The sequence below is a fragment of the Methylobacterium frigidaeris genome, assembly GCF_022179185.1.
Classification (GTDB): Bacteria; Pseudomonadota; Alphaproteobacteria; order Rhizobiales; family Beijerinckiaceae; genus Methylobacterium; species Methylobacterium frigidaeris.
Map to the genome: position 1 here is coordinate 20,886 of NZ_BPQJ01000031.1, position 13,204 is coordinate 34,089.

12 protein-coding genes are annotated in these 13,204 nt (G+C 70.3%); 8 read left to right on the plus strand and 4 right to left on the minus strand.

Annotated elements, in window-relative coordinates:
* Positions 1-142: 142 nt before the first annotated feature.
* Both MFF64_RS25360 and MFF64_RS25365 read left to right on the plus strand, forming a co-directional pair.
* Positions 143-1,276, plus strand: a complete 1,134-nt coding sequence (locus MFF64_RS25360) for a glycosyltransferase family 4 protein (protein ID WP_099898561.1) — start codon at positions 143-145, stop codon at positions 1,274-1,276.
* A gap of 318 nt (positions 1,277-1,594) precedes the next feature.
* Positions 1,595-3,859: an amylo-alpha-1,6-glucosidase gene (locus MFF64_RS25365; RefSeq protein WP_099898589.1), complete on the plus strand. Its 2,265-nt coding sequence runs from the start codon at positions 1,595-1,597 to the stop codon at positions 3,857-3,859.
* Positions 3,860-3,989: 130 nt separating this feature from the next.
* Here MFF64_RS25365 and infC read toward each other — a convergent pair whose 3' ends face one another.
* A complete protein-coding gene (infC, locus tag MFF64_RS25370; protein ID WP_063928361.1) occupies positions 3,990-4,511 on the minus strand; it encodes a translation initiation factor IF-3 in 522 nt (173 codons plus the stop codon).
* A 247-nt stretch (positions 4,512-4,758) separates the two neighbouring features.
* Positions 4,759-5,991, minus strand: coding sequence for a glycosyltransferase family 4 protein (locus MFF64_RS25375; protein WP_238192730.1), 1,233 nt, complete (start codon positions 5,989-5,991; stop codon positions 4,759-4,761).
* 268 nt (positions 5,992-6,259) lie between these two features.
* Here MFF64_RS25375 and MFF64_RS25380 point away from each other — a divergent pair, with 268 nt between their 5' ends.
* Positions 6,260-7,048, plus strand: coding sequence for an alpha/beta hydrolase (locus MFF64_RS25380; protein WP_099898559.1), 789 nt, complete (start codon positions 6,260-6,262; stop codon positions 7,046-7,048).
* 7 nt (positions 7,049-7,055) lie between these two features.
* On the opposite strand, the gene MFF64_RS25385 is transcribed toward MFF64_RS25380, so the two are convergent.
* The gene (locus MFF64_RS25385) at positions 7,056-7,493 is read right to left on the minus strand and encodes a cupin domain-containing protein (protein ID WP_099898557.1); all 438 of its coding nucleotides are present in this window, start codon (positions 7,491-7,493) and stop codon (positions 7,056-7,058) included.
* Between the two features lie 48 nt (positions 7,494-7,541).
* The gene (locus tag MFF64_RS25390; RefSeq protein WP_099898555.1) at positions 7,542-8,870 is read right to left on the minus strand and encodes an NAD(P)/FAD-dependent oxidoreductase; all 1,329 of its coding nucleotides are present in this window, start codon (positions 8,868-8,870) and stop codon (positions 7,542-7,544) included.
* Positions 8,871-9,070: 200 nt separating this feature from the next.
* On the opposite strand from MFF64_RS25390, the gene MFF64_RS25395 reads away from it, so the two are divergent.
* From MFF64_RS25395 to ureC, 5 genes are all read left to right on the plus strand, one after another.
* Positions 9,071-9,931: an urease accessory protein UreD gene (locus MFF64_RS25395; protein WP_099898552.1), complete on the plus strand. Its 861-nt coding sequence runs from the start codon at positions 9,071-9,073 to the stop codon at positions 9,929-9,931.
* 120 nt (positions 9,932-10,051) lie between these two features.
* The gene (locus tag MFF64_RS25400; protein WP_099898549.1) at positions 10,052-10,672 is read left to right on the plus strand and encodes an urease subunit gamma; all 621 of its coding nucleotides are present in this window, start codon (positions 10,052-10,054) and stop codon (positions 10,670-10,672) included.
* An 8-nt stretch (positions 10,673-10,680) separates the two neighbouring features.
* Positions 10,681-11,031 carry an AbrB/MazE/SpoVT family DNA-binding domain-containing protein gene (locus MFF64_RS25405; RefSeq protein ID WP_099898546.1) on the plus strand — a complete coding sequence of 117 codons (351 nt, stop codon included), beginning with the start codon at positions 10,681-10,683 and terminating at the stop codon, positions 11,029-11,031.
* The gene (locus MFF64_RS25410) at positions 11,028-11,429 is read left to right on the plus strand and encodes a type II toxin-antitoxin system VapC family toxin (RefSeq protein WP_238192731.1); all 402 of its coding nucleotides are present in this window, start codon (positions 11,028-11,030) and stop codon (positions 11,427-11,429) included. The genes MFF64_RS25405 and MFF64_RS25410 overlap by 4 nt, the downstream gene beginning before the upstream one ends.
* A gap of 16 nt (positions 11,430-11,445) precedes the next feature.
* Positions 11,446-13,173: an urease subunit alpha gene (gene ureC / locus MFF64_RS25415; protein ID WP_238192732.1), complete on the plus strand. Its 1,728-nt coding sequence runs from the start codon at positions 11,446-11,448 to the stop codon at positions 13,171-13,173.
* Positions 13,174-13,204: the final 31 nt, after the last annotated feature.

Here is a 13,204-nt window from a genome sequence, read left to right on the forward strand (position 1 = left end):
CCGGCCCTCGCGGTAGCGTTGTGCAATGCACCGGAACCATAAGCGTGGGTGCGCGGTTTCGTTCATGTCCCGCTCAGGCCCCATCCTGCTTAGTCCCCGCCAACGTGAACCGCCCCCGTTTGGCGTCTCAGGAGAATCCGTCGTGCGCATTGCCCAGGTAGCCCCTCTCGCGGAAGCCGTTCCGCCGAAGTTCTACGGCGGCACCGAGCGTGTCGTCTCGTGGCTCACCGAGGAGCTGGTCCGGCAGGGCCACGACGTCACGCTGTTCGCGAGCGGCGACTCGGAGACCAGCGCCAAGCTGGTCGCCTGCTGCCCGGAGGGGCTCCGGCTCGCCGGCATCCGCGACCACGTCGCCAGCCACCTCGCCATGCTCTATCATCTGCGCCGGCGGGCGGACGAGTTCGACGTCATCCACTTCCACATCGACCTCCTGCAGTACCCGCTGTTCGAGGACCTGAACCATAAGTGCGTCACCACCCTGCACGGGCGGCTCGACGTGCCGGACTTCATGCCGGTCTACCGCACCTTCACGGGCATGCCCCTGGTGTCGATCTCCGACCACCAGCGCGGCCCGATGCCCGAGAACGCCAACTGGCTCGAGACCATCCATCACGGCCTGCCGGCGGAGAATTGCCGTTTTTCGGCCACCTCGAAGGACGGCGGCTATCTCGCCTTCCTCGGCCGTATCTCGCCCGAGAAGCGTCCCGACCGGGCGATCGAGATCGCCAAGGCCTCGGGCGTGAAGCTCAAGATCGCCGCCAAGGTCGACAAGGCGGACCAGGAATACTGGGACGAGGTCATCGAGCCGATGACCCACCACCCGCTGGTCGAGTATATCGGCGAGATCAACGAGGACCAGAAGCACGAATTCCTCGGCAATGCCCTGGCGCTGGCCTTCCCGATCGACTGGCCGGAGCCCTTCGGCCTGGTGATGATCGAGGCGATGTCGGCCGGCACCCCGGTGATCGCGTGGCGCAACGGATCCGTGCCGGAGGTCATCAAGGACGGCGTCTCGGGCGTCGTGGTCGACTCGATGGAGGAGGCCATCGCGGCGGTCGAGACCTGCAAGGCGATGAGCCGCGAGGGCGTGCGCCGCTACTTCGAGACCCGCTTCACCGCGAGCGTCATGGCCCGCTCCTACGTCGCCGCCTACGAGTCGCTGCTCGCGGGCGACATGGACGCGATCAAGATCCCGGGCCTGACCATCGGCGCCCCCGCCGCCCTCAACGGTGCGGCCAATGGTGCCACGGTGCGCCCGGTGCTCCGGGCGGTCTGACCCACCTTTCTAGCCGTCGATGACGACGAGGCCCGGTTCCCGCGAGGGGGCCGGGCCTTTTTCTTGGGCTTAGTTTCTTGCGCGCGGCTTCTTGGGCGCGGCTTCTTGGGCGCAGCGCGGATCGAAACACCGCCCGCCTCCCCCTGGCGCCCGCCGCATGATGGCCCACATTCGCTCTAGCGTGGGACGCCAACCCGCGAATCGCCGCGGGTCACGCCTCCCGCTGCCGCCCGGACGCCCGTCCGGAGCCCCGAGATCTCGCCCCCGATCCCCGCGACGCCTCGCGAAGCGAATGCCCTTAGGAGTGAAGCCGTGCCGATGGTCGCGACCGCCCCCGACGACGAGACGCTGCCGCAATACCACATCGAGGCACAGACCTCGCTGGTCGAGCGCCAGTTGCGCTCGCTTAAGCACGGCGATGCCTTCGCGGTGCTCGACAGCTACGGCGATATCGGCGTCTTCCCGGGGCCCGAGGGACTGTACTTCCAGGACACGCGCTTCCTGTCGCGCCTGGAGCTGACCGTCGAGGGCCAGCGGCCGATGCTGCTCGGCTCGGTGGTGCAGGACGACAACGGCGCCCTCTCTGTCGACTTGACGACGCCGGACATCCGGCTGGACGCCGGCGACGAGACCAGCATCCCGCGCGAGATCATCGCGCTTGAGCGGACCAAGTTCCTGTTCCGCGGCACCTGCTACGACCGGATCGGCCTGCGCAACTACGACACCAAGCCGCGCCATCTGCGCGTGACCTTGAGCTTCGACGCCGATTTCCGCGACCTGTTCGAGGTACGCGGCAGCGACCGGGCCCATCGGGGCAAGCGCAGCGTCGAGGTGACGGGCGCCAACGAGGTGACGTTCACCTATGACGGGCTCGACGAGCGCCGCCGCACCACCCGCCTGCGCTTCGGCCCCAGGCCCGCGCGGCTCGAGGCGAACAGGGCCGAGTTCGAGGTCCGGCTCGCCCCCGGCGGGCGCGCCTCGATCTTCGTGCGGGCGATCTGCGACACGGTCGATCTCGGCCGCGAGGGTATGGCCGCGGTCGGCAGCGCCCTGCCCTTCACCCACGCCGCCTATCCGAGCCCGCGCCGCGAGGACGGCCACCCGAAGGGCGAGGGCATGACCTTCGCGCTCGCCTACCGCGACGCGCGCCGTGACCTGCGCAAGGCCACCGCCAACATCACCACCATCGAGAGCTCGAACGACCAGTTCAACGAGGCCGCCTGCCGCTCCACGGCCGACCTCTACATGCTGCTCAGTCGCACGCCGAACGGCGTCTACCCCTATGCGGGCATCCCCTGGTACAGCACGGTCTTCGGCCGCGACGGCATCATCACCGCCATGATGACGCTGTGGATCGATCCCGAGATCGCCAAGGGCGTGCTGCGCCACCTCGCGGCGACCCAGGCAACCACCGTCGATCCGGCCGCCGACGCCCAGCCCGGCAAGGTCCTGCACGAGACCCGCAACGGCGAGATGGCGATCCTCGGCGAGGTGCCGTTCCGGCTCTATTACGGCACGATCGACGCCACGCCGCTCTTCGTGATGCTGGCGGGACAGTATTACGAGCAGACCGGCGACGAGGCGACCATCCGGGCGATCTGGCCCAACATCCTGGCCGCCCTGAAGTGGATCGACGAGTACGGCGACCGGGACAAGGACGGCTTCGTCGAGTACGCCCGCGAGACCGAGAAGGGCTTGGCCAACCAGGGCTGGAAGGACAGCCACGATTCGATCTTCCACGCCGACGGCCGGATGGCGCAGGGGCCGATCGCGCTCTGCGAGGTGCAGGGCTACGTCTACGCCGGCAAGAAGAGCGCCGCGAAACTTGCCGCCCTCATGGGCGACGATGGTCTGTCCGAGCGGCTGAAGGGCGAGGCCGAGCGGTTGCGCCAGGCGTTCGACGAGAAGTTCTATCTCCCCGAACTCGGCACCTACGCCCTCGCCCTCGACGGCGAGAAGCGCCCTTGCGCCGTGCGCTCCTCGAATGCCGGCCACGCGCTGTTCACCGGCATCGCCTATCCGGAGCGCGCCGAGAGCGTCGCTGCGGCGCTGATGTCGAAGGACGGGTTCAACGGCTGGGGCGTGCGCACCATCGCCAGCGGCGAGGCGCGCTACAACCCGATGTCGTACCATAACGGCTCGATCTGGCCGCACGACAACGCGCTGATCGCCTTGGGCCTCGCCCGCTACGGCCTGAAGGCGGAGGCCGCGCGGGTGTTCGAGGGCCAGCACGGCGCCTCGCTCTACCAGGAAGGACGGCGGCTGCCGGAACTCTTCTGCGGCTTCATCCAGCGCAAGCAGCGCGGGCCGACGAACTATCCGGTGGCATGCAGCCCGCAGGCCTGGGCAGCGGCGGCGCCCTTCGCGTTCCTGGCCGCCTGCCTCGGGCTTGAGTTGCGCCACGACCGCAACCGGATCCGTTTCCGCGAGCCGATCCTGCCGACTTTCCTCGACGACGTGCTGATCCGCAACCTGAAGCTCGGCGACAGCCGCGTCGACCTGCTGATCCATCGCCACGGCAGCGACGTGACGGTGAACGTGGTGCGCCGGACCGGCGACGCGCAGGTCGTTCTGCTGAAGTAGACAAGCGATGGGCCGGGACATGCCCGGCCCTTCGATGCTCCCCGCGCGGGTTTTTTAAGAAGCCCGCGCCCGGAGCGCTCCGTGATCCATCCCGCGCTGCTAAAGAAACGCGGAGAAGGCGCCGTGCGGTTTAGCGCGGCGCTAGGATCATGATCATCTGGCGGCCTTCGAGCTGCGGCTCGCTCTCCACCTTGGCGACTTCCTGCGTCTCGGCCTTGACGCGCTCGAGCAGGCGCAGACCCAGATCCTGGTGCGCCATCTCGCGACCGCGGAAGCGGAGCGTCACCTTGACCTTGTCGCCTTCCTCGAAGAACCGCTGCACGGCCTTCATCTTGACTTCGTAGTCGTGCTTGTCGATGCCGGGCCGGAGCTTGATCTCCTTGACCTCGACGGTCTTCTGCCGCTTGCGCGCCTCGGCCTGCTTCTTCTGCTCGTTGAAGCGGAAGCGGCCATAGTCGAGAAGCTTGCAGACCGGAGGCACGGAGTTCGGCGCGATCTCGACGAGGTCGAGGCCCGCCTCTTCGGCGACCTGCAGCGCTTCGAAGAAGCCCATGACACCGCGGTTCTGGCCGGTATCGTCGATGAGCTGCACCTCGCGGACGCCGCGGATGTCCCGGTTGGCGCGCGGCCCGTCTTTCTGCGGGGCCGGCATGGCTCTCATAGGTCTGCGAATGGCTTCATTCTCCTCAATCACGTCGTCCGGCGGCGGCCCGCCGACCGCGCCCGTTCCGGACCGGTCCCGAACCACCGCGCGGGCATACTCGGGTGTACGCTAGCACCTTGGCGAGATCGCCCGATTTGTCAACTCACGGATGCGGGACTTGGTTGCCGGATGCCCAAACGGTGGGCAACCAAACATCGCCGAAGTCTTGACCTGGGCGGGGCCGCCATATCCCCGTTCAGGCCCCCTCCCTTGCGGGATCCGCGCCGAGCAGTTCGGCATAGACCGCCAGGGTGTCGGCGAGCATCAGCTCGAGGGAGAAGTGCGTCTCGACGTGGCGGCGGGCGCGGCGCACCAGGGCGTCGCGGGCGCTGGCACCGAGCTGCAACGCCTCCGCGACGGCGCCGGCCAGCGCCTGCGGGTCGCCGGCGGGGACGCGCCAGCCGGTGCGCTCGTGCGCCGGCACCTCCGGCGGGGCGAGCACCGTCTCGGGCACGGCGCCGAGATCCGAGACCACGACCGGGGTGCCGAGGGCCTGGGCCTCGACCGCGGAGCGGCCGAAGGCCTCGGGCTCGGTCGAGGGCACCGCCACCACCGAGGCCGCCCGGTAGGCCGCCGGCATGTCGCTGCAATGGCCGACGCGCTTCACCTGGTCCGCTAGGCCGTGGGCGGCGATCATCGCGTCGATTTCGCGCACATAAGCGTTGCGCCCCTGCGGATCGCCCGCCAGCACCACCGTGAACTCGGCGAGGCCCTGCGCGCGCAGCGCGGCAGCCGCCTCGATCAGCACCCGGTGGCCCTTCCATGGGGTGAGGCGGGCGGCGAGCAGCACCACCCGCTCGTGCGGAGCGACGCCCCAGGCCCGGCGCAGGGCCTCGACCCGCTGCGGCGCGACCTGGGCGGGCGCGAAGGCGGCGAGATCGGTGCCGCGGTGGATCACCCGCACCCGGTTCCCGGCGACCTGCGGGAAGAGGCGCCGGATCGCGTCGGCGGTGAAGTGCGAGTTGGCGATCACCACGTCGCCGCGGGCCATCACCGAATTGTACAGGAGCTTGGCCGGCGAGCGGCCGGCATAGCTGCCGTGATAGGTGGTGACGAAGGGGACGCGCAGCCGCCGCGCCGCGCCGAGGGCCACCCAGGCCGGGGCGCGCGAGCGGGCATGGATCAGGTCGACCCGCTCCGACCGGCAGATCCGCATCAGCCGCCCGACATTGAGCGCCATGGCGAAGGGGTTCTTGGCACGCGCCGGGAACGGCACCCAGGCGCCGCCCTTGGCCTGCAACTCGCCGACGAGGCGCCCGCCCTCGGTGGCGACGAGCGCCCGGGCGCCCGCGGCGGCGAGGGCGGCCGCCACGTCGACGGCGGTGCGCTCGGCGCCGCCGGCGTCGAGTTCCGGGATGATCTGCAGAACGGTGCGGCCCGCCAGCGGATGGCTCGCGGCCGGGAACGGCGTAGCCTGGCTCGACGGCATGGGACTCCGGGTCAGTGTTCTGATCGCAGCACTCGCGGCGTGACGGTGCCCGCTCCGCGCAGGAATCGACAGCAGGAATCAACGAATGGCCGGTGGGTGCCGGCCGGATCTCGCATATGGTCGCCGGCCGCCGCCGGTGTAGAAGCCGGCCGTCGCGGTCCACTTACGGACGATGCATCAAGGTCGCGCGGCCTTGTTGCGGATCGGTAAACCTTGGGCGCCGGCCGCCCGCGACCAGGGTTGCACACGGAATAACGGGGATAACGTCATGCAAGAGCCGGCACGCCTACCCGCCCAGATGCTGCCCGTGCGGGGCCGCCGCCTCGCCACCCTGGTGCGGCCCGGCGCCGGACCGCCGGTGGTCTGGCTCGGCGGCTTCCGGTCGGACATGCGCGCCACCAAGGCCGAGGCCCTGGATGCCTGGGCGGCGCGGGTTGGCCGGGCCTTCGTGCGCTTCGACTATACGGGTCACGGCGAATCGGAAGGGACCTTCGCCGATTGCACGATCTCGGACTGGCTCGCCGACGCGCAGGACGTGATCGCCGCGCTGGCGCCGCAGCGGCCGGTCCTGGTCGGCTCCTCGATGGGCGGCTGGATCGCGCTGCTCGCCGCGGCCGAGGTCCGGCCCGCCGGCCTGGTCCTGATCGCCCCGGCGACGGACTTCACCGAAGCGCTGATGTGGGAGCAGTTCCCGGATGAGATCCGCCGGCAGGTGATGCAGGACGGGGTGTGGCGGCGCGACTCGCAGTACTCGCCCGAGCCGACGCCGGTGACCCGCGCCCTGATCGAGGACGGGCGGCGCCACCTGATGCTCGGCGGACCGATCGATCCGGGCTGCCCGGTGCACATCCTGCAGGGCATGGCCGACCCGGACGTGCCGTGGCCGCACGCGATGCGACTCGTCGAGCGGCTGCCGGAGGCCGGCGTGGTCCTCACCCTGATCAAGGAGGGCGATCACCGCCTATCCGGTCCCGCCGACCTCGACCGGCTGGTCTCGGCCGTCGAGGGCATCGCTCTGGGCGAGGGTGCGGCACGCGGAGCGACGACGGGGACGTGACAGGCTCCTAAGCCATCACGTCCCCCTCCGCCGGCCGCAGCCCGTCGAGCTCCGGCAGCAGGACCACGCTCTCCTGCTCGTTCGGGTCGGTGCGGGCGATCACCGCCGTGCAGGTCTCGGTCCGGCTGGCATTGTAGGGCAGGTGCGGCATTCCGGCCGGGATGTAGACGAAGTCGCCGGCCCGGCTCCACAGGTGCTGCTCCAGCCGCTCGCCGTACCACATGCCGGCGACGCCTGAGAGCACGTGGAGCGCCGTCTCGTGCGCCTCGTGCAGGTGCGCCTTCGCGCGGGCTCCCGGCGGCAGGGTGACGAGCTGCATGTGCAGCCCCTTCGACCCCACGGATTCGGCCGAGACCGCCGGCGCGTAGGTGAGGGCCTGTTTGCCGACGTAATCGGGACCCGGGCGAACGACCCGGCATGGGATCTGGGGTGACGACAGGTCCATGGCGCGTCCTCCGCTGGAGCGGAGGAGCTTAGGCCAAGACGACGAGCTTTAGAAATCCGCCACCTTTCCCCAGGCCGCGGCCGCGAACCGGTCCGGATGGTAGGGACGCGGATCGACGATCGGCGCGGCGCCGGTCGCGAGATCGGCGACGAGGTGGCCGGCGCCCGGGCCGATGCCGAAGCCGTGGCCGGAAAAGCCCGCCGCCAGGATCAGACCCGGCACGCCCGTGACCTCGCCGATCGCCGGGACGCCGTCGGGGGTCGAATCGATGTAGCCGGCCCAGGAGGCGGTGATCGCGGTGCCGCGCAGGGCCGGCAGCAAGTCGAGCGCCCGGCGATGCGTCTCGGCCACCAGCCGCGCGTCGGGCCGTGGGTCGAGGATGCGCATGCGCTCCATCGGGGTCTGCTCGTCGAGGCGCCAGCGCGACGCGGTCTCGTGGCCGCTGCGCCAGCCCTCGGTGCCGCCCGGCCGCAGGGCGCGCCAGCGCTTGGCGAACATCGGCACGAATTCTCGCGCGAACAGGATCTGCTGCGGCGTGGGATCGACGCTGGCCCACCCGCTGATCGCCAGCGTGTGGCCGCCGGTCTCGCCGCGGCGGGTCACCGAGATCTCGGCGGTGTGGAGCGCGTCCGGCAGGTCGGCGATGTGGGGGCCGACCGCCAGGATCGACGAGCGCACCGCCGATTGCGGGAAGCGGATGCCGAGCTGGCGGCAGAACGACGAGGCCCAGGCGCCGCCGGCCATCACCACGATGCGGGTGCGGATGGTGCCCTTCTCGGTCACCACGCCGCACACCCGGCCGCCCTCGAGCTCCAGGCCGCGAGCGGCGCAGGACTGATGCACGCTGCCGCCCGCCTTCATCACGCCGAGCGCCGCGACCGGCACCGCCCGGGAGGTGTCGGCGATGCCGTCGGCGGGCGAGAACACCCCGCCCTTCCAGCTGCGCCCGGTGGCGCTGCCGCGCGCCCGGGCCTCGCCCTCGCTCAGCATGTGGGTGACGACGCCCTCCGCCACCGCGAAGTCGCGCCACTTCGCCCAGCGGGCGATCTCGGCCTCGTCGTTGCTGAGGTAGAGCAGGCCGCAGCGGCGAAAGCCCGGATCCTCGCCGATCTCCGCCTTGAGGCGGTCCCACAGGTCGAGGCTCTTCGTCGCCATCGGCAATTCGCGGGCGTCGCGGTTCTGCTGCCGGCACCAGCCCCAGTTGCGGCTCGACTGCTCGGCGCCGACGCGGCCCTTCTCGACGAGAGCCACGCTGACGCCACGGCGCGCGAGGTAATAGGCCGCGAAGGTGCCGACCACGCCACCGCCGATCACCACGACGTCGACGGCAGCCGGCAGGTCCGGCGTGGTGTCGATATGGAGGAGAGGTGCTGGCATCGAGGGCTCCCGTTGATCGGGAGACCGTAGCAGGGGCGCCCGCGCGTGGGCGCCGGAGAGCCCGGGCTTCGCAGCAGATTCTGCCGTGCGTTCGGCGGCTCTCCGGCATGATCCGATGCCGAGAGGGGCTTGCCTGCCGGGCCGTCGGCGCGGTCTAAGCGTGACCGAGAGGGCCGTCCGCGCCCGCCTGCGGGCTCACGATGCAAGCTTCCCCTGGTCCCGACGCCCTCCGCCGCCAGCGCTCGATCGGGCACGTCGCGCTCGCGGTGGCGCGGATGCCGGGCGGCGCCACGCGGATCACCGATCTCGCCGAATCCGGCCCCTTGCGCCTGCGTCTGCCCCGCCCGGAACATGGCCCGCGGGCTGGGCCGATGGAGGCGGTGCTGCTCAACACCGCCGGCGGCATCGCCTGCGGCGACCGGTTCACGATCGAGGCGGGGCTGGCGGACCGAGCCGATCTCGTGCTGACCACCACGGCAGCGGAGAAGATCTACCGCTCGGACGGGCCGGTGACGCGGCTCGACGTGGCGCTGACCCTCGGGGCCGAGGCCGCCCTGGCCTGGCTGCCCCAGGAGACGATCCTGTTCGACGGCGCGCGCCTCGCCCGCGGTTTCTCCGCCGAGATGGCGATCGACGCGCGGCTCACCCTGTTCGAGGCCCTGGTGTTCGGACGCGCCGCGAAGGGCGAGGTGATGCGGGACGGCCTGCTCGCCGATTCCTGGCGCATCCGCCGCGCCGGGCGCCTCGCTTACGCCGACACGTTCCGCCTCGACGGGGACATCGCCGACAGGCTTGCCCGCAAGGCGGTGGCGGGTGGTGCCCGCGCGATGGCGACGCTGCTCCACCTCGCCCCCGACGCCGAGAGCCGCCTGGACCAGGCCCGCGACCTGATCGCGGCGTCGGGCTGCGACGCCGTCTCGGTCGAGGCCGGGGCCAGCGCCTGGAACGGCATGCTGGTTCTGCGCCTGCTCGGGGCGGAGATCGGGCCGTTGCGCCTCGTCGCCGCGCGGATCCTCGAAGGGTTCCGCGGCCGCCCCCTGCCGCGGGTGTGGCAGACGTGAGCGCGCGGCTCGGTTCTTGCTCCTCGGTTCCTGCTCCCGGACCCTGCACGAGTCTCGGCCTTGCCTCGTGCCCAAGCCTCGGAGAAGGATGGAGGCAACGCTGACCCAGAGGATTCTCCCGTGCTGCTGACACCCCGCGAGAAGGACAAGCTCCTCGTCGCCATGGCGGCGATGGTGGCCCGCAACCGCCTGTCCCGGGGCGTGAAGCTCAACCACCCGGAGGCGGTGGCGCTGATCACCGACTTCGTGGTCGAGGGCGCCCGCGACGGCCGCACCGTGGCCGAGCTGATGCGTCTAGGCGCCCAGGTCCTCACCGCCGACCAGGTGATGGAGGGGGTGCCGGAGATGATCCACGACATCCAGGTCGAGGCGACCTTCCCGGACGGCACCAAGCTCGTCACCGTCCACCACCCGATCCGCGGCACCCCCGCCGCCGACGTGCCGGGCGCGGTGACGACCCCGGACGGCGAGATCGTGTTCAACGAGGGATCGCCCCGCACGGTGATCGAGGTCGCCAATACCGGCGACCGGCCGATCCAGGTCGGCTCGCACTACCATTTCTTCGAGGTGAACCCGGCGCTCCGCTTCGACCGCGACAAGGCCCGCGGCCAGCGCCTCGACATCGCGCCGGGCACGGCGGTGCGCTTCGAGCCGGGCTCGACCCGGGAGGTGGTGCTGATCCCGATGGGCGGCGGGCGCGCGGTGTACGGGTTCCGGGGTGATGTGATGGGCACCCTCTGAAACATTTCGTGCTGGCGATCGGCCCGGGCACCGACCACGTTCCATACAAGGCGTTCGCTGAGCGCGCGGCAGATCTAGCGGGAGGCATCATGCGGCACTTCGCACTCACGCTCACGCCGGAAGGGTACGTCGCCCTCTCGGCAGAGGCCCGCGACGCCCTCGGCGTCGCGCCGGGTGAACGGTTGACTCTTGTTGTGGACGATGCCGGGCGCGCGACCCTCGAGAAGCCCGATGCCTTGTTCAGCCTGAGGAGCATCGCTCGCCGCGCCCGGGCCCGCGCCCGGCCGCCCGCGCCCAGCGACGATCCGATCGGCGATTATCTTCTGGCCGAGGACGAGCGCACGAAGTCCGGCCGATGATCGGAATCGATACGAACGTCTTGCTTCGTTACGCGCTCGACGATGATGCCAGGCAGTCGCCGCGAGCGGCAGCCCTCTTGGAGAGCGACGATCGGTTGAGCGAACCAGCTTTCGTCAACCTCGTCGTCCTGCTCGAATTCGTTTGGACAGTCTTGCGCCAAGATGGCTTTGAAAAAGACGACGCCATCGCGATGCTCGATAAACTGCTCGCATCACGCCGGATCATCTTTGCCGATAGGTCCGCCGTCGCGGCGGCGGTGGAGACGTGGCGCACCGGCAAGGCGGGCTTCCAGGATTACCTGATCGGCTGCCTTAACCGAGAGCGCGGCCTGCGCACGACCTTCACCTTCGACGTCGCAGCAGCGAAGCACCCGACCTTCTCGCCCATGCCCGCCTGACCGGACCACGCCAACCATGTCCAACACCCCCAAACCCGCCAGCCTCCCCCGCGCCGCCTACGCGGCGATGTTCGGGCCGACCAAGGGCGACCGCATCCGCCTCGCCGACACCTCTCTCGTCATCGAGGTCGAGCAGGACCACACCCGCTACGGCGAGGAGGTGAAGTTCGGCGGCGGCAAGGTGATCCGCGACGGGATGGGGCAGAGCCAGGCCAGCAATGCCGGCAGCGCCGTCGACACCGTCATCACCAATGCGGTCGTCCTCGACCATTGGGGCATCGTGAAGTGCGACGTCGGCCTGAAGGGCGGGCGCATCGCGGCCCTCGGCAAGGCCGGCAACCCGGACATCCAGGACGGCGTCACCATCGTGGTCGGGCCGGGCACAGAGGTGATCGCGGGCGAGGGCAAGATCCTCACCGCCGGCGGGTTCGACAGTCACATCCACTTCATCTGCCCGCAGCAGATCGACGAGGCGCTGAATTCGGGCGTCACCACCATGCTCGGCGGCGGGACCGGGCCGGCCCACGGCACCTTCGCCACCACCTGCACCCCCGGGCCCTGGCACATCGCCCGGATGATCGAGGCGGCGGACGCCTTCCCGATGAACCTCGCCTTCGCCGGCAAGGGCAACGCCTCGAAGCCCGACAGCCTGGAGGAGATGATCCGCGCCGGCGCCTGCGCCCTCAAGCTGCACGAGGATTGGGGCACGACGCCCGCGGCGATCGATTGCTGCCTGTCGGTGGCCGACGCCCACGACATCCAGGTGATGATCCACACCGACACGCTCAACGAATCGGGCTTCGTCGAGGACACGATCGCGGCGTTCAAGGGCCGCACCATCCACGCCTTCCACACCGAAGGCGCCGGCGGCGGCCACGCGCCGGACATCATCAAGGTGGCCGGGCTGTCAAACGTGCTGCCCTCCTCCACCAACCCGACGCGGCCCTTCACCCGCAACACCATCGACGAGCATCTCGACATGCTGATGGTGTGCCACCACCTCGACCCGTCGATTCCGGAAGACCTCGCCTTCGCCGAGAGCCGGATCCGCAAGGAGACGATCGCCGCCGAGGACATCCTGCACGATATCGGTGCGCTCTCGATGATGTCGTCGGACAGCCAGGCGATGGGCCGGGTCGGCGAGGTCATCATCCGCACCTGGCAGACCGCCGACAAGATGAAGCGTCAGCGCGGCGCCCTGCCGGGCGACGCGACGGGCAACGACAATGCCCGGGCCAAGCGCTACGTCGCCAAGTACACGATCAACCCGGCCATCGCCCACGGCATCTCGCGCCATATCGGCTCGGTCGAGCCCGGCAAACTCGCCGATCTGGTGCTGTGGTCGCCGGCCTTCTTCGGGGTGAAGCCGGACCTCGTCGTCAAGGGCGGTGCCATCGCGGCGGCCCCCATGGGCGATCCCAACGCCTCGATCCCGACGCCGCAGCCGGTGCATTACCGCCCGATGTTCGGCGCCTTCGGCCGCGTGCCGGCGACGACCGCGCTCACCTTCGTGTCGAAGGCCGCGATCGAGGCGGGACTTCGCGAGCAGCTCGGGGTGATGAAGGAGCTGGTCGCGGTCGAGAACGTGCGCGGCGGAATCTCGAAGAAGAGCATGATCCACAACGACGCCACGCCGGTGATCGAGGTCGACCCCGAGACCTACGACGTGCGCGCCGACGGCGAATTGCTGGTCTGCGAGCCCGCCGAGGTGCTGCCGATGGCGCAGCGCTACTTCCTGTTCTGAGTGATGCCCTTTGGGGTATCCTGGGGGCAGG